Below are 15836 nucleotides of genomic sequence, written 5' to 3' on the forward strand. Positions count from 1 at the left end.
GTCTATTTCCCCTTCGGTTTGTCTCCCGCGGCGTCGGTGGACAGAGCGGCGACGAACGCCTCCTGCGGGACCTCGACCCGGCCGATCGTCTTCATCCGCTTCTTGCCCTCTTTCTGCTTCTCCAGCAGTTTGCGCTTACGGCTGATGTCGCCGCCATAGCATTTGGCGAGCACGTCCTTGCGGATCGCCCGGATGTTTTCGCGCGCAATGATCTTCGACCCGATCGCCGCCTGCACGGGCACCTCGAACTGTTGGCGGGGAATCAATTCCTTGAGCTTGGTGGCCATCTTGTTGCCGTAGGCGTATGCCGCCTCGCGGTGGACGATGGCGCTGAACGCGTCGACCGCCTCGCCCTGCAGCAGGATGTCCACCTTGACCAGATCGGCCTCCTGCTCGCCGGCCTCCTCGTAGTCGAGGCTGGCATACCCGCGGGTTCGGGACTTGAGGGCGTCGAAGAAGTCGAAGATGATCTCGGCCATCGGAAGGGTGTAGCGCAGCTCGACGCGTGTCTCGGACAGGTAGTCCATGCCGCCGAGTTCACCGCGGCGCGACTGACACAGCTCCATGATCGCGCCGATGAACTCGCTCGGGGCGATGACCGTGGTCTTCACCACCGGCTCGTAGATGTGGCGGGCCTTGCCGTCGGGCCAGTCCGACGGATTCGTCACGGTGTGTTCGGCGCCGTCCTCCATCACCACCCGGTAGACGACGTTGGGCGCCGTGGAGATCAGATCCAGGTTGAACTCGCGTTCTAGCCGCTCGCGGGTGATCTCCATGTGCAGCAGCCCGAGGAAGCCACAGCGGAAGCCGAAGCCCAGGGCCACCGACGTCTCGGGCTCATAGGTGAGCGCGGCGTCGTTGAGCTGGAGCTTGTCGAGGGCCTCGCGCAGCACCGGATAGTCCGATCCGTCCACCGGGTACAGACCCGAGTAGACCATCGGCCGGGGTTCGCGGTACCCGGTGAGCGCCTGCTCGGCGCCGTTGCGGGCGGTGGTGACGGTGTCACCGACCTTCGATTGCCGGACATCCTTGACACCGGTGATGAGGTAGCCCACCTCACCCACCCCGAGGCCTTTCGTCGCCTTGGGCTCCGGCGACACGATGCCCACCTCGAGCAACTCGTGGGTGGCGCCGGTGGACATCATCAGGACCTTCTCGCGCGGCACGACACGGCCGTCGACGACACGCACATAGGTGACGACACCGCGGTAGGTGTCGTACACCGAGTCGAAGATCATGGCGCGGGCGGGCGCGTCGGCATCACCCTCGGGTGCGGGTATCTGTCGGACCACCTGATCGAGCAGCGCCCCGACCCCCTCGCCGGTCTTGCCGGAGACCCGCAGAACGTCGTCGGGTTCGCATCCGATGATGTGGGCGATCTCCGCCGCGTAGCGGTCGGGGTCGGCCGCCGGGAGGTCGATCTTGTTCAGGACCGGGATGATCGTGAGGTCGTTCTCCATCGCCAGGTAGAGATTGGCGAGGGTCTGCGCCTCGATTCCCTGCGCGGCGTCGACCAGCAGAACCGCGCCCTCGCAGGCCTCGAGCGCGCGGGACACCTCATAGGTGAAGTCGACGTGGCCGGGGGTGTCGATGAGATGCATCACGTAGTCGGTGGTGACGCCGTCGGCGTCGGTGACATGCCACGGCAACCGCACGTTCTGTGCCTTGATGGTGATGCCACGTTCGCGCTCGATGTCCATCCGGTCGAGGTACTGCGCACGCATCTGTCGTTCCTCGACCACGCCCGTGAGCTGCAACATCCGATCGGCCAGGGTGGACTTTCCGTGGTCGATGTGGGCGATGATGCAGAAGTTCCGGATCCGCGCGGGGTCGGTGAAGGTGGTGTCGGCGAAGGTCGAAATCGAACTGCTCCTTGCAAACGTGCATGGCGATGTCGTACGGCCGTTCGACCGCAACTCCCCACCAGTTTCTCATGTCTGACCGTGGTGTCGTCGCCCACGCTCGCCGCTACCGTGTGTGGCATGACCTCGACGACCCCGGAAACGACGTCATACGACTCCGACGGCGTGATCGCCGAGGTGTCCCGGCCATCGGGCGCAAGCATCGGTGTGGCGGTCCTCGCCCACGGCGCGGGCGGCAATCGGCACGCGGTGATCCTGCGTGCCGTCGCCGACGAACTCTGCTCGCGCGGGCTGGTGGTGGCCCGCATCGACCTGCCCTACCGCCAGCGACGCCCGAAGGGCCCGCCGAGCCCGTCCACCGCCGCGGCCGACCGGGCCGGCATCGAAGCCGCCTGTGCTCTCTTCCGGAACGAGTCCGGCGGACCTCTCATCGTCGGTGGACACTCCTACGGTGGTCGGCAGGCGTCGATGACGGTAGCCGAGAAGCCCGAACTGGCCGACGGCCTGCTGCTGACGTCGTATCCGTTGCACCCGCCGGGCAAGCCCGACCGGTTGCGGACCGAGCATCTCCCGGCGATCGGTGTGCCGACGGTGATCGTGCACGGCAGCACCGACCCGTTCGCGACCACCGACGAACTCACGGCGGCGGTCGCGCTGATCCCGGCACCCACCCGGGTCGTCGAGATGGAGAAGGTCGGCCACAACCTGAACCCGGACCGCAAGCCGACCGCGGCACTGACCGCGGACGCGGTCATGGAGCTGTTCTTCGGGCCGGCCGCGTCGTGACCACCATCGGCCCGGGACACCCGACCCACCGGTATGCCCGACAGATCGTCTACGCCCCCGACCTCGACGGCGCCGCCGATCCCGGTGAGATCGTCTGGACCTGGGTCGTGTTCGAGGATGATGCGGCCAGGGGCAAGGACCGGCCAGTTCTGGTGGTCGGCCGCGATGTGGACGACACCGACAGGTCCCACCTGTTGGGGCTCATGCTCTCCAGCAAGGACTGGCACCGCGACGACCCGGATTGGATCTCGCTGGGCACCGGTGTCTGGGACGCATGGCGCCGCGAGAGCTTCGTCCGGCTCGACCGCGTCCTGATGGTGGCCGAGCACGGTATCCGGCGCGAGGGCGCGATCCTCGACGTCGACCGGTTCGAGATCGTGGCGACGCGGTTACGGACCGACTTCGGGTGGCGGTGATCTCGATACGGCTCCTCGCTGCCGCTCGTCCCCTACTCGATCAGCGAGGGGTGGGGTGCCGTCGGCGCCGCGATCGACCAGGGAGCTACTCGATCAGCGAGGCAAGGCGGCATCCCCTGGCCAGGCCGGGTGGCATCACCTACTCGGTCAGCGAGGGGTGGGGTGCCGTCGGCGCCGCGATCGACCAGAGAGCTGCTCACCCGAGCGGCCGCCACGGCGCCGACCGCGTCGTCACGCCAGCCGCGTGATCTCCACCACCACATCGAGATCTGTTGCGCCACCACCTGTGTAGATGCCCTTGAGCGGTGACACATCCGCGTAGTCACGTCCGACGCCGACCGAGACGTGTTGCTCGGTGATCGGGGTGTCGTTGGTGGGGTCGTACCCCCACCAACCGCCGGTCCAGGCCTCGATCCAGGCGTGGCTCTGGCCCTCGACGGTCTTGTCGATCGCAGCATTCGGTTTCGGATGCAGATAGCCGGAGACATACCGTGCCGGGATCCCCAGACTGCGCAACATCAGCAGAGTCAGGTGCGCGTAGTCCTGGCACACACCCTTGCGCTCGTTCCAGGCGTCGACGGCGGTGGTGTGCACGCCTGTCGTCCCCGGCACGTACTCCATCTCCTCGTGTACGTATCGGCACACCGCCTCGACGGCCGCCTCGGGTTCGAGTCCCTTCGCCAACCGGTTTGCCGCCGAGGCGAGTTGGCGGTTCTTGCACACATAGGTGGTGTAGGAGAGCATCTCGTCGTAGCGGTCGTGCACATAGTCACTGCGCATCTCGTCCCATGTGCGCTGCTCATCGGGCCGTCCGCCGGCCTCGGTCTCGACGACCGACATTCCCGACACCTCGAGTTCTTCATGCGGCGCATGAAGGTCGAACGCGGTGACCGCGGTTCCCCAGTAGTCGGTGTATCGGTAGGACCTCGTCGCCGGGACGGTCTCCACCCGGTTGACGATGACGTTCTGCCGAGTGTCACTGCGCGGAGTGAGCCGGGCCTCGTTGTACGACGACGTCACCGCACTCTTGTAGGCGAATCCGGTGGAATGGACGACGCGTAGACGCCAGCTCACAGCTCACTCTCCTCGATCACATGGTCCTCACTGACCCGGGCATCCGCCCATGACACATAGGGCGCCACGTGGAAGTACTGGCCGGTGACGGCCTCGTTGACCTCTCGACAGGTGTCCTGGAGGTCGATCAGCCGATCCTGCAGGTCATCGAGCAGTTTGCCCGGCTCGAGGAACTCCAACGAGCTCCGGGCCCGACCGAGGAGCAGCAGCGGCTCAGCCTGGGCACCGACGCGACTCGGCCTTTTCTCGAGCTCGATCAGATTGTTCTCCGCCACGCTCAGCGCGTGGAAGACCGACCTCGGGAACAACCGGTCGAGCAGCATGAACTCGACGATGTTCTCCGCGTTGAGGACGCCGCGGTAGGTACGCAGGAAGGTGTCCTGCGCACCGGCGGACACCAGAACGCTGACCCAGGCCGGCGACGTCACCCGGTCGCCCGCACGGGACAGCAACATCCGGATGGTCATGTCGACACGCTCCACCGATCGCCCGAGCAGCAGGTAGCGATACCCGTCGTCGTGACTGAGGGTTGCATCGGCGAGCCCGGCGAACATCGCCGCACGGTTCTTCACATACGAGAGGAACTCGTGCGGTCCGAGTCGGCGTGCCCGCCGCTCGGCATCGCTCAAACCGTTGTAGGTGGTGTTGAGGCACTCCCACATCTCGCTCGAGGTGACCTCGCGTGCGCCGCGGGCGTTCTCGCGTGCCGCATGGATGAGGTCGACGATGGAACCGACAGAATTCTTGTCGTAGGCGACGCGTTCGGTCAGCGACCACACGTCGAGTTCGAGGTCATCGTCGGGTGCTTCGAGGCCCAGCACCTGGATCACCAGCCGCGCCTGTCGATCGACGTCGACGGTCGCGTCCTCGAGCAGCTGATGGATCGCCACGTCGAGAATGCGTGCCATGTCGTCGGCCCGCTCGACGTAGCGGCCGATCCAATAGAGCGATTCGGCGTTGCGCGCCAGCGTCATTGCTGCTCACCTCGCATGTCTGGGCCATGTCCCTGTTGCTGTTGGCCCTGCTGCTGTTGCTGGGACTGCGTGTGCAACGGGTCCGGGGCGCTCTCCGCCGGCCGGGCCGCGGCCACGCCGCTCGCGTTGACCACCTTCGCACCCGAGAGTTCCCGTTCCTCCGACGACCGGGAAGATGCGAGCACCCAGGTGTCCTTGGAGCCGCCGCCCTGACTCGAGTTCACCACCAGCGAACCCTCGGGTAGCGCGACGCGGGTGAGGCCGCCGGGCAACACCCAGACCGACTCGCCGTCGTTGACGGCGAACGGTCGGAGGTCGACGTGCCGCGGCCGCACCTCGCCGTCGATCTTCGTGGGCACCGTGGACAGTTGCACCACGGGCTGGGCGATCCAACCGCGAGGATCGTTGCGCACCTTGCGCGCGAGTGTGTCGAGCTCCGCCTTGGTGGCGTCCGGGCCGAACACGATGCCGTATCCGCCGGAACCCTCGACGGGTTTGACGACGAGTTCGTCGATGCGGTCGAGCACCTCTTCGCACTCGTCGTCCAGCCAACACCGCAGCGTGTCGACGTTCATCAGCGACGGCTTCTCCCCGAGGTAGTACTCGATGATCTCCGGCACGTAGGTGTAGATCAGTTTGTCGTCACCGACCCCGTTGCCGACCGCGCTCGAGATGACCACGTTGCCGGCCCGCGCGGCATTCAGCAGACCGGCGACGCCGAGCATCGAGTCGGGCCGGAACTGCATCGGATCGAGGAAGTCGTCGTCGATGCGGCGATAGATGACGTCGACGCGTTGCTCCCCTTCGGTGGTGCGCATGTAGACGATGTTGTCTCGGCAGAACAGGTCGCGCCCCTCGACGAGCTCGACGCCCATCAGCCGGGCGAGCAGCGAGTGCTCGAAGTACGCCGAGTTCGCCACACCCGGTGTGAGCACGACGATGTTCGGGTCCGCCTCGTTGAACGCAGCCGACGCACGCAGGGCCCGAAGCAAGTGACTCGGGTAGTCGCCCACCGCCCGGACCCGGTGTGACGAGAACAGGTCGGGGAAGACACGTGCCATCGTGCGGCGGTTCTCCATCACGTAGGAGACACCCGACGGAGACCTCAGATTGTCCTCGAGCACCCGGAAGTCGCCGTTCTCGTCCCGGATGAGGTCGATCCCGGCGACATGGATACGGACTCCGTTGGGCGGCCGGATGTTTGCCGCCTGCCGGTGAAAATGCTCACACGAATGGACCAGCCGCTTGGGCAGCACGCCGTCGCGCAGGATCTCCTGCTCACCGTAGATGTCGTCCAGAAAGAGTTCGAGAGCCTGCACGCGCTGGGTGATGCCGGCCTCGAGCTTGCTCCATTCACCGGCCGAAATCACCCGCGGCACAACGTCGAGGGGGAACGGACGCTCCTTGCCCGACAGCGAGAACGTCACGCCCTGGTCGATGAAGGCGCGACCGAGCGCGTCCACCCGCACATCCAGATCGGCACGGTCGTACTCCGACATCGCCTTGTAGATTCCGCGGTACGGGGTCCGGACATCGCCGTCGGCGTCGAACATCTCGTCGAAAGCCTGGCCATACGGACCTTGGCCATACCCGGCGAAGATGGTGTTGTCGATCGCTTTCGGTTCCCGGACAACGGTCTTGGCACGTTTCGCCGGAGCGGCGGTGTCCCTCGATCGCGATCTGCTACCCGATTGGGATCGTGTGCCGTCGCCGCGGCCCCCGGCCGCCTTACCGCTCTTCGCCGTTCCGGTCGCGTTCGACTTGGCGGTCGCGGCCTTTGTTGCTGTTCGCTTGTTGGACGCTGAGGTCGTCGACGCGGGACTCATAACCTGACATGGTGCTACAAAAAGCTGGATTCGGCATGACGGTTGGGTATGCGCCCTGTCATCGGCCTCAGATCGACCGGCGCAATCCCAGCACTCGTCGCCGGGCGCGCCGGACGACATTCATCCCACGGGTCCGCCAGCGCGGCGATGCGCTGTTGATGGGCGCGACCTTCACCATCTCCGCCATCGTCTCGACCGCGACATCGAGCACATGCTGCATGGTCGGCGGCTCGGCGTCGGCCCCCGCGGAGGTACTGACCGCGAGATCCTCGAGGTCGCCGGTCACCGGGTATCCCTGCGATCGAACCGCCGCGACCATGTCCTGGGCCGTTTGTGCCACCCAGACGCGCTGATCCGAGCTCAGCCCCAGCGGCACGCCCCGGGCCTCTTTCAGGATCTGAATCACCTGTCCCTTGACGACTCCGTCATACCTGCGCCATTCGATGTCGGATGGTTGCAGGTGATGGTTGAGCAATCGCAGGTACTCCGCCTGGGCCGCCGGCAGTGAGGAGTTCAGCGTGGGTACATCCAGGGTGAGCGGGGCGGGGTCGACGTCGAGCACCCGGAGGAATCTGTCCCAGATCGAGTCGCCCGGCACGTCGCGCTGTTTGGGCACCGTCACCACATGCACCCGCTCCGGCCCCACCGCCGCAGCCCAGTCGCCGAGGATGCGGACATAGTCCTGGAACTCCCAGAACGGCTCCTCGATGCCGTCGGTCGGCGCGACGAACCCGGCGACGGCGGGCCCGTGGGCGCGGACCGAGGCGAGGAACTCGCCGAAGTCGGCGCGACGTTGGTTCTTGATGTTCTCCTGCCACACCGACGGCAACTGCCGGGCCAGATCGCGGACGGTGGCGATGACGTGAACCTCGTCGGCGAACGCCAGATCCTTGATCAGCGTGTCGATGTGCCGGGGTGTGGCCGTCGCGTACAGCTCGTGCGACAGCAACGACGTGCCGGGCCACGCCTTCATCTGCGCGACCAGCTTGGGCCAGACGTCGGCGAAATCCGGGTTCACCCAGTCCAGGTAGCGTTCCGGCTGCAGGTGCGCCGCGGCATGGAAGTGGTCGGTCATCCGGTTGCCCGGATAGAGCAGGCCGGACGACTGTAATGCCAGGTCACGGTTACGCCAGAGGCGGTCCTGGAGGTGTGTCGTTCCGGTTTTGGGTAGGCCGATGTGTATGAAGACGACTGACATGATGTTCGACAGCCTAGTGTGAGGTGGCGCAGCGATTTGGGTCGCATCGTCAGCTGCTGGTAAAGTCGTTCGCTGTTGCAGCGTCGACGTGAACACGTGCGAAACGACCGTCCGACCTGCTCAGGCGCGAGCCGCTCGCGACCTGTCCAGAACGAGCAAGAACCTACAGATCAAGAGGAATACACGCGTGGCCAACATCAAGTCGCAGATCAAGCGCATCGGTACCAACGAAGCACGTCGTCAGCGCAACCAGTCGGTGAAGTCGTCGCTGCGGACCGCCATCCGGAGCTTCCGCGAAGCCGCTGAGGCCGGCGACAAGGACAAGGCCACCGAACTGGCTCGTTCCGCCGGGCAGCAGCTCGACAAGGCCGCCTCCAAGGGCGTTATCCACGCCAACCAGGCCGCCAACAAGAAGTCGGCCATGGCGTTGGCCGTCAACAAGCTCTGACCCTTCGTCGGTCGAAGCACAGATCCTTCTCGACTCACCCCGGTGACATCCACGCTGTCACCGGGGTGAGCTGCGCTGTGTCGACGCGGCTCCTGCCGGTCTGAGCGTGCGGGACTCCCCGTGACCGACCGGGCCGCCGTGACCGCCCAGCCGGACGGCGACGGAAGTTCTCAGCCGCGTCGATCGCGTGTCGGACGTAGATCGGCCACTGTCGCCACCGCGTTCTCCAGGCTGAAGTCGGCGTCGGCGGCCTGCCCTTTCACGTCACCGTTGAGTTTCGCCACCACGATGACCGCGGACGCGATGGACGCCGAATCCCACGCACGGGCCTGCGCCTGCAGCTTCTTCACCCGCCGCGGTGGCATGCCGAGTTCGGAGGCCGCCGCGTATTGATCCATCGATCCCATCGCGCGCACTCGCGCGATCCCGTGCACCGCCTCTGCCAGCGCATCGGCGAGCAGCACCCGAGGCACGCCGTGGTGCTCGGCCCAGGCCAACGATTCCAGAGCGCCGGACCGGTCACCGGTCACCGCCTTGTCCGCGACCTCGAACCCGGTCACTTCCGGGCGACCCTGGTAGTAGAGGCGGACGGCATCGACGGTCACCTTGCCGCCGGTGTCGGCGACGAGTTGGCTGCAGGCGGCGGCCAACTCGCGTAGCTCTGATCCCACGCCCTCGACCACGTGCTCGACCACATCGTTGCTGACCCGGGCGCCGAGCAGACGGAACTCCTTGCGCACGAAGTCCATACGTTCTGACGGCCATTTGGGAGCGGCGCAGTCGTGTTCGACGGCGCCGGACTTCTTGAGCGCGGGTACCAACGACTTCGCACGGCCTCCGCCGGTGTGCACGACCATCAGGGTGATCCCGTCCGGCAGCGCTCCCGCCGCCGACGCGATCAGCGCGGCCGGCTCTTTGCCCGCATCCGCGGCCGACTCGACCACGACGACGCGGTCCTCGGCGAACAGCGACGGACTGAGCAGTTCGGCCAACTCGTGTTCGGTGACGTCGCCGGCGCGAACCCGGGTGACCGGGACGTCGCTGTTCGTGGCGGCCGACTGTTCGGCGACCACGGCCGTGATCACCCGCCCCGTCAGGAAGTCGTCGTCCCCGAGCAGCAGGTGCAGGCGTTCAGTCACGGCGACCATCGTGCCAGATGGAACCGACAGACATCCGGCCGCCACGACGGGCGGCCCGCCACAGCCGCGGAGCATGCACGACTGTCACGACGCTCAGCATGGTCACCGCGGCGACCACGGCCGCGCCCGTGACGCCCGAGGGCACCGGCACCGTCGCCCACGACTGCCCGCCGAGCATCCGGGCGCAGGTCAACATCCACCACAGTTCGGGTCCGAGCGCCCGGATCATGAGTTCGGCACAACTCGACCCGATCCCCTGCCGGGCTCCGATCGCCCCGACGACCGCTGCAGTGGTTCCGACGATGCCGATCAGTGCCACCACCGGCACCACCAGGACATTGGCCACGATGCCGGCGACACTGAACCGACCACTCATCAACGCGATGATCGGCGCAGTGACCAACTGCGCCGCCAGCGCCATCGCGACGAGTTCGGCGAGACCGGACGGAATCCGTCTACCGCGCAACCAGTCTCGTAGGGTCGACGACCACAGCACCAGACCGACGGTGGCCAGCACGGAGAGCGCGAAGCCGGGCGCGAGGGCCATGTCGGGCCAGCACAGCAGACCGATGATCGTCGCGGCACCCAACGCCGGCAGCGCCTGTGCTCGCCTCGATCTGACCAACGCGAGCAGACCGACCATCCCCATCATCGCCGCACGCAGCACACTCGGTGACGGCCGCACCAGGATGACGAATGCGACCACGATCAATGCCCCCGCGAGCGCGGTGACCCGCGGCGATGCCCCGAGCATGCGTACCGCCATGACCGCGGCGCCACAGACGATCGAGAAATTGCTTCCCGACACGGCGACGAGATGCGACAAACCTGCGGCCCGGAAGTCGTTGCGTACTTCCGCATCGAGCGCGCTGGTATCGCCGAGAACCAGGCCGGGTAGCAACCCGGCGGCCTCCGGGCCGAGTGCCCGCGCCGAGACCTCCTGCAGCCGTTGCCGTATCGCCACTGCCAGTCGCTGATGCGGAGGCGGACGACCGGTCAGGCGTGGAGCCGACACCGCGGCCAGCCGACCGACGATCAGTTCTCCACGGCGGGGCGGGCCGACCCGCACGGTCGCCGAGAATCGCTGCCCGGGAACGAGTTCGGACCACGTGTCGGCCGCGGCGGTCAGCTCGGCCCGCATCGCGATCGCACGGCGCCCGTCCACGACGTCGATGTCGGCGGCCATACGGACTCGCCCGGTCCTGGCCGGGCCCACCGAGACCGGATCGTCCCGGATGACCCCGGCCACTCGGACCTTGCCGTCCACCTGCGACAGCGGGTGTTCGGCCCTGGCCTCCACTCGCAGGGCGATTCCGCCGGCGGTCATCGCGGCCATTCCGCTTGCCACCACGACGACGGACACCGCCGACCAGGACACCCGACCCGACCGCACCGCGGTTGTGCAGGCGAGGCATCCGCCCACGCCGGTGACAGCCAGCGGCCAGCCGATCCAGGACGGGCCGAGGAGGACGACGAGGCTGACAGCCCACGTGGTCACAGCCGGTCCCACCAGCCGGTAATCGCCGGTGGGGAACATCCCATCCAACAACGTCCCGCGACTCACACCGTGACCTGATCGCGCAGCCGGGCCAGGCGGGCCGGACCGATCCCGTCGACCTCACCGAGTTGTTCGACCGAGGTGAATCGCCCGTGCGCGTCACGCCACGCGAGGATCGCCTTCGCCGTCACCGGACCGACCCCGGGTAGAGCATCGAGCTGCTCCTCGGTAGCGGTGTTCAGATCGACCTTGCCCGCCGTGCCACCGCCGGGGGCGGCCGATGTCGGATCGGTCCCGATTCCTCCTGACGTCGGCGACCCGGAACTGCCGGATGCGCCCACCACGGCGCTGCGCAGCGCCATCCGTCCACCGTCACCGACGTAACCCACCAAGATCTGATCACCGTCGTGCAGACGTTGGGCGAGGTTGAGCGAGAGCAGGTCAGCACCCTTCCGGGCCCCGCCGGCCCGGGCCAGTGCATCGGCGACGCGCGCCGAACCGGCGAGTCGTACGAGACCGGGACGATGCACCAGACCGACGACGCTGACGACGAGTTCGGCGGACTCGGACGGGGGCGCGGCCGTGCTGATGCCGGATTCGGCCGTGGCGGTAGGGCCGGCCTGGGCCCCGAATGCGACCGGCGTCGCGGTCTGGGAGTCCTGTCGCAGCAACGAGATGCCGGCCACCACGCAGGCGATGACGCCGACCAGGATGAGCGCGATCGCCGCGGGCGGTGCGACCAGGAATCGTCGCCGCGGTTGATCGTCCTCGTCCTCGTCGGGGTCGTGTTCGCCGAACCTGTCCCCCACGCTCATCCGCGCCCGGTCGGTGATCTGATCGTCCGCCTGGTGCTCATCGTGCACCGATGGGTTCAGCCAGGTGGGAACGGCCGTCACACCCCACGGACTCGTGGCGGCGGAGGCCGGTTGCCCGTCTCGTTCGGAGTCCGGCCGCCCCTCGAGTGGTTCGGGATGGGCTGTCGGGGTGGCCAACCGGTCCAGCGCGGTCCGCCTGCGACCGAGGTCGACGCCGGCTCCGTCACGACGAGGCGCTGAGGTGCTCATGCCCGTCGAGCGTATGGACCGCGGGGCCCGATTCGGCCGTCGCCCGAGATCCCGCCGACTTCTGTGGATCGATTCGCGGTTGTGGACGCCGGTGCCGCGTCGGTCAGACCTCGATCGGATCGAGATGGGTCGCGAGCGTGATCCCGATGGCGCCCGAACCGACATGGCAGCCGAGGACCGGACCCAGATCCACGATCATCTCCGACGTCACCACGCGGAGCCGATCCGTCAACTGCCCGGCGAGCTCGCGAGCCAGCTCGGGCGACCCACTGTGCTGTACCCCGAGGGTGACCGGTCGCCCGTCGGCGGATTCGACCGCCGCGTCGACCATCTTGGTGAGCGCTTTGGAGAAGGTGCGATGCCGTTCCTTGAGTGTCAGCATGCCGTCGACCATGTGCAGGATCGGTTTGATCGACAACGCCGAGCCGAGCATCTTGCTCGCCGCGCTGATCCGGCCGCTCTGCCGCAGGTTCTCGAGGTCGTGGACACACACCATGGACTCGATCGTCGACGCCTGGCGAATGGCCGATTCGTAGACACGATCCCGGTCGGCGCCCGCGGTCGCCGCCTGCGCCGCACCGATCGCGGTGAAACCGACGGCGAGCCCGACCGAACGCGAATCCACGATGCGTACCTGCCCGGAGAATTCCTCGGCGGCCAGACGACCCGCTCCCCACGTGCCCGACAGCCGCCGCGACATGTGGACCGCCACCACGCCATCTCCGTCGCTGGCCTCCAGCGCCTCGGCATACGCGGTTCTCAACTCGTGCGGATTGGCCCCGGAGGTGGTCACACCCGGGGTCGAGACGATATCGGCCGGGATGTCGTCGACGCCCTCGAGGTAGTCCTTGCCGTCCAGGGCGAGATGCAACGGAACCTGCCGGATGCCGTAGTGATCGGCGACTGCGGCCGGCAGCCGCGACGATGAGTCGGTGACGACGACGACTGGCACGCGTCTACGTTAGCGGGTCGGCTCGACGTCGGCGGGACGCCCATCACCCGCTGCGCGCGGACGCCGATCGAGCACTCGTCGGACCGCGGGCACGACCTCGTCGGCGATGCGCCGGTGGCAGTCGAATCCCCAGTGGATACCGTCCGGGTTCATCTCGTACTCCGCCGCGCCGAAGGCGTCCCGAGTCGCCGGATAGAAGTCGACGGTGGGCACGCCGTGGACATGTGCCCACCGCAGCATCGCCGCGGTGGTCGGGATCCGCCCGCTGTGCACGTGACCGTAGTAGGGGCTGCGGTGCGTGGGCGGGAGGCACAGTAGGACGGGCAGGTCGGGCCGCAGCTGGGTCAGCGCGTCGTGGATCTTGTCGAGGTACTCGACGGTGATGTGCGGTGGCAGTGCGACGGGCCATCCGACTTTGGACAGCCGGGGCTGCAGCCATTGATAGCCGTCTCGGACGACCTGCCGGACCCGATTGGGTCGCACATAGCGGATCTGCTCGCGCACGGCCGTCGGCAGCGGTGACGGGAGGCTGTCCATCCCGCCGAACGCCAGTATCACGACCTCCGCAGACGGTACCGCGGCCCAGATGTTGGGGTCCTGCGTCAACGCCCACCAGACATCTCGGCTCGTCCACCCGATCCGCCCGAACAGTGCGACCTCGCGCTCGCAGTCCTCACCCACGAGATTCGGCCAGATGCGCGCGTCGTCGGCGGGCAACCCGCCGGTCGGACCGTAGTAGGCCAGCGAATCCGACAGGACGAGCAGACTCACTGCACGCCCGCGTCCGCGCTCTCGGCCGACGCGTTCCAGACATCCAGCCGCCACCGGGGCGGGCTGCCGGGCACACCGTGTCCCGACAACTGCACCCAGCTCGTGTTCGCGAGTCCGCCGAACACCGGCCAGGACGTCTCCGGAAGGCCGAGCAACGCTGCGGTCATGGCCGCGATGACACCGCCGTGGGCGACGAGAACCACGGGCGCCTCGGGCAGGTCACCGCTGCCCCAGTCATCGAGATCGGCCACGAGTTCGTCGACGAGCGGCACGGCACGGCGGGCGACGTCGATGCGGCTCTCTCCGTTCGGCGGCGACCATGAGGCGTCGTCGCGCCAGATCCGACGTGCGCCCGGCATGGCCTCATCGACCTCGATGTGAGTCATGCCCTGCCAGTCGCCGAGATGGGTCTCGCGCAGCCGTACGTCGGTGGTGATGGGGAGCCCGGCGCGCCGCGCCAAAGCGTCCGCGGTGTCGCGCGCTCGGGTGAGGTCCGACGCGACGATCCGCATCGGCGCACGATCTGCGAGTGCCACCGCGGCGGCCTCGGCCTGCCGCACCCCCAACGCAGACAGCTCGGTGTCGAGCTGCCCTTGCATCCGGCTGGCGGCGTTGTACTCGGTTTGACCGTGGCGCAACAAGATCAGCCGCCGGACAACCGGCGTGAGGCGCTCGACCGAGGTGTCGTGATCGTCGGGACCGCCGCTCACGAAAGGCCGTCCACGTCGATGACCGGACAGTCCTTCCAGAGACTCTCCAAAGCATAGAAGTGCCGCTCATCGGTGTGCTGGATGTGCACCACGATGTCGGCGTAGTCGATCAGCGCCCAGCGCCCCTCCCGGGTGCCCTCACGGCGGACCGGCTTGCGCCCGGCTTCCCGCAGCTTGTCCTCCACCTCGTCGACGATCGCGGTCACCTGCCGCTCGTTGTCCGCCGACGCGATCACGAAGATGTCGGTGATGACGAGCTGTTCGGAGACGTCGATGACCGTGACGTCGTGCGCGAGTTTGTCGGCGGCGGCGTGCGCCGCGACCGTGGCCATCTCCAGCGCTTCGGCTGAGGCAGTCACAGGTGTCCTTCCATAGTGGGGTCGCGGCTGTCGCCGCGCGGGGTGCTCACGGTGCGGAGACCCCCGGCGAGGATGCCTTCGGTGCACGGTACAGCTTGCGTTTGGCGATGTATTGGACGACGCCGTCGGGTACCAGGTACCAGACCGGGCGGCCTCGTGCCGCGCGGGCGCGACACTCGGTCGACGAGATGGCCAGGGCCGGGATCTCGAGCATCTGCAGTGTGTCGTCGGGCAATGCCTCGAGGTGGTGGGCCAGGTGCTTGGCGTGCAATTCGTAGCCGGGCCGGCTGACACCGATGAAATGCGCCAGTTCGAACAGCTCCTCCCAGTCCTGCCACGACAGGATGGACTCGAGTGCGTCGGCGCCGGTGATGAAGTAGAGCTCGGCCTCCGGGTGCATGGCGCGCAGGTCGCGCAGCGTGTCCACCGTGTAGGTGTCACCCTCGCGCTCGATGTCCACCCGGCTCACCGTGAACCGAGGGTTGGACGCGGTGGCGATGACCGTCATGAGATAGCGGTCCTCCGCCGGACTCACCGGCCGGTTCGCATCCACCTCGCTCTCGGCCGCCGGATCGGCGAGTTTCTGCCAGGGGCGACCCGTCGGGACGAAGATGACCTCGTCGAGAGAGAAGCGGTGCCCCACCTCGCTGGCCGCCACCAGATGCCCGTTGTGGATCGGGTCGAACGTACCGCCCATGATGCCGATGCGACGTGCGCGCGGCTGCGAAGTCGGCGGGCGGTCGGTGGCCATGACGTGTG

The 15836-nt window shown here is 67.5% G+C and carries 17 protein-coding genes; 4 read left to right on the forward strand and 13 right to left on the reverse strand.

What is annotated here, in order from left to right; genetic code table 11:
- Positions 1-2: 2 nt before the first annotated feature.
- On the reverse strand, positions 3-1862 hold the full coding sequence (gene lepA, locus ACVT6V_RS22275; protein WP_489900964.1) for a translation elongation factor 4: 1860 nt from the start codon (positions 1860-1862) through the stop codon (positions 3-5).
- On the opposite strand from lepA, the gene ACVT6V_RS22280 reads away from it, so the two are divergent.
- Genes ACVT6V_RS22280 through ACVT6V_RS22290 form a run of 3 tightly spaced genes read left to right on the forward strand, consistent with a single transcriptional unit; the run spans position 1801 to position 3064 of the window.
- A complete protein-coding gene (locus ACVT6V_RS22280; RefSeq protein ID WP_489901081.1) occupies positions 1801-1941 on the forward strand; it encodes a hypothetical protein in 141 nt (46 codons plus the stop codon). The two genes, lepA and ACVT6V_RS22280, sit on opposite strands and share 62 nt — an antisense overlap.
- Positions 1942-1982: 41 nt before the next feature.
- On the forward strand, positions 1983-2648 hold the full coding sequence (locus ACVT6V_RS22285; protein WP_489896275.1) for an alpha/beta hydrolase family protein: 666 nt from the start codon (positions 1983-1985) through the stop codon (positions 2646-2648).
- Entirely contained in the window at positions 2645-3064 is a 420-nt protein-coding gene (locus ACVT6V_RS22290; protein WP_489896276.1) for a type II toxin-antitoxin system PemK/MazF family toxin, read from the forward strand. The genes ACVT6V_RS22285 and ACVT6V_RS22290 overlap by 4 nt, the downstream gene beginning before the upstream one ends.
- 231 nt (positions 3065-3295) lie before the next feature.
- Here the strand turns inward: ACVT6V_RS22290 and ACVT6V_RS22295 are convergent, their stop codons facing one another.
- The 4 genes from ACVT6V_RS22295 to ACVT6V_RS22310 all read right to left on the reverse strand — a co-directional run bounded on the left by ACVT6V_RS22295 (position 3296) and on the right by ACVT6V_RS22310 (position 8136).
- Positions 3296-4138 carry a transglutaminase family protein gene (locus ACVT6V_RS22295; RefSeq protein ID WP_489896277.1) on the reverse strand — a complete coding sequence of 281 codons (843 nt, stop codon included), beginning with the start codon at positions 4136-4138 and terminating at the stop codon, positions 3296-3298.
- Positions 4135-5112, reverse strand: coding sequence for an alpha-E domain-containing protein (locus tag ACVT6V_RS22300; RefSeq protein WP_489896278.1), 978 nt, complete (start codon positions 5110-5112; stop codon positions 4135-4137). The genes ACVT6V_RS22295 and ACVT6V_RS22300 overlap by 4 nt, the downstream gene beginning before the upstream one ends.
- Positions 5109-6938 (reverse strand): circularly permuted type 2 ATP-grasp protein, encoded by a 1830-nt coding sequence (locus ACVT6V_RS22305; RefSeq protein ID WP_489896279.1) that lies wholly within the window; start codon positions 6936-6938, stop codon positions 5109-5111. Before ACVT6V_RS22305 ends, ACVT6V_RS22300 begins: the two co-directional genes overlap by 4 nt.
- Before the next feature lie 67 nt (positions 6939-7005).
- Positions 7006-8136: a sulfotransferase family protein gene (locus ACVT6V_RS22310; RefSeq protein WP_489896280.1), complete on the reverse strand. Its 1131-nt coding sequence runs from the start codon at positions 8134-8136 to the stop codon at positions 7006-7008.
- 187 nt (positions 8137-8323) lie between these two features.
- On the opposite strand from ACVT6V_RS22310, the gene rpsT reads away from it, so the two are divergent.
- A complete protein-coding gene (gene rpsT / locus ACVT6V_RS22315; RefSeq protein WP_489896281.1) occupies positions 8324-8584 on the forward strand; it encodes a 30S ribosomal protein S20 in 261 nt (86 codons plus the stop codon).
- 170 nt (positions 8585-8754) lie between these two features.
- Here the strand turns inward: rpsT and holA are convergent, their stop codons facing one another.
- The 8 genes from holA to nadD form a co-directional block, all read right to left on the reverse strand.
- Positions 8755-9732, reverse strand: a complete 978-nt coding sequence (gene holA, locus ACVT6V_RS22320) for a DNA polymerase III subunit delta (protein WP_489896282.1) — start codon at positions 9730-9732, stop codon at positions 8755-8757.
- Positions 9716-11287 (reverse strand): ComEC/Rec2 family competence protein, encoded by a 1572-nt coding sequence (locus tag ACVT6V_RS22325; protein ID WP_489896283.1) that lies wholly within the window; start codon positions 11285-11287, stop codon positions 9716-9718. Before ACVT6V_RS22325 ends, holA begins: the two co-directional genes overlap by 17 nt.
- Entirely contained in the window at positions 11284-12285 is a 1002-nt protein-coding gene (locus ACVT6V_RS22330) for a ComEA family DNA-binding protein (protein ID WP_489896284.1), read from the reverse strand. Before ACVT6V_RS22330 ends, ACVT6V_RS22325 begins: the two co-directional genes overlap by 4 nt.
- A gap of 103 nt (positions 12286-12388) precedes the next feature.
- Positions 12389-13237 (reverse strand): DegV family protein, encoded by an 849-nt coding sequence (locus ACVT6V_RS22335; RefSeq protein ID WP_489896285.1) that lies wholly within the window; start codon positions 13235-13237, stop codon positions 12389-12391.
- 9 nt (positions 13238-13246) lie between these two features.
- Positions 13247-14008, reverse strand: a complete 762-nt coding sequence (gene octT, locus ACVT6V_RS22340) for a diglucosylglycerate octanoyltransferase (protein ID WP_489896286.1) — start codon at positions 14006-14008, stop codon at positions 13247-13249.
- Positions 14005-14718, reverse strand: coding sequence for a histidine phosphatase family protein (locus tag ACVT6V_RS22345; RefSeq protein WP_489896287.1), 714 nt, complete (start codon positions 14716-14718; stop codon positions 14005-14007). Before ACVT6V_RS22345 ends, octT begins: the two co-directional genes overlap by 4 nt.
- A complete protein-coding gene (gene rsfS, locus ACVT6V_RS22350; RefSeq protein WP_489896288.1) occupies positions 14715-15077 on the reverse strand; it encodes a ribosome silencing factor in 363 nt (120 codons plus the stop codon). Before rsfS ends, ACVT6V_RS22345 begins: the two co-directional genes overlap by 4 nt.
- A 46-nt stretch (positions 15078-15123) precedes the next feature.
- Positions 15124-15828: a nicotinate-nucleotide adenylyltransferase gene (gene nadD / locus ACVT6V_RS22355; RefSeq protein ID WP_489896289.1), complete on the reverse strand. Its 705-nt coding sequence runs from the start codon at positions 15826-15828 to the stop codon at positions 15124-15126.
- Between the last annotated feature and the right edge of the window lie 8 nt (positions 15829-15836).

Source organism: Gordonia sp. LMA167 (assembly GCF_058130025.1).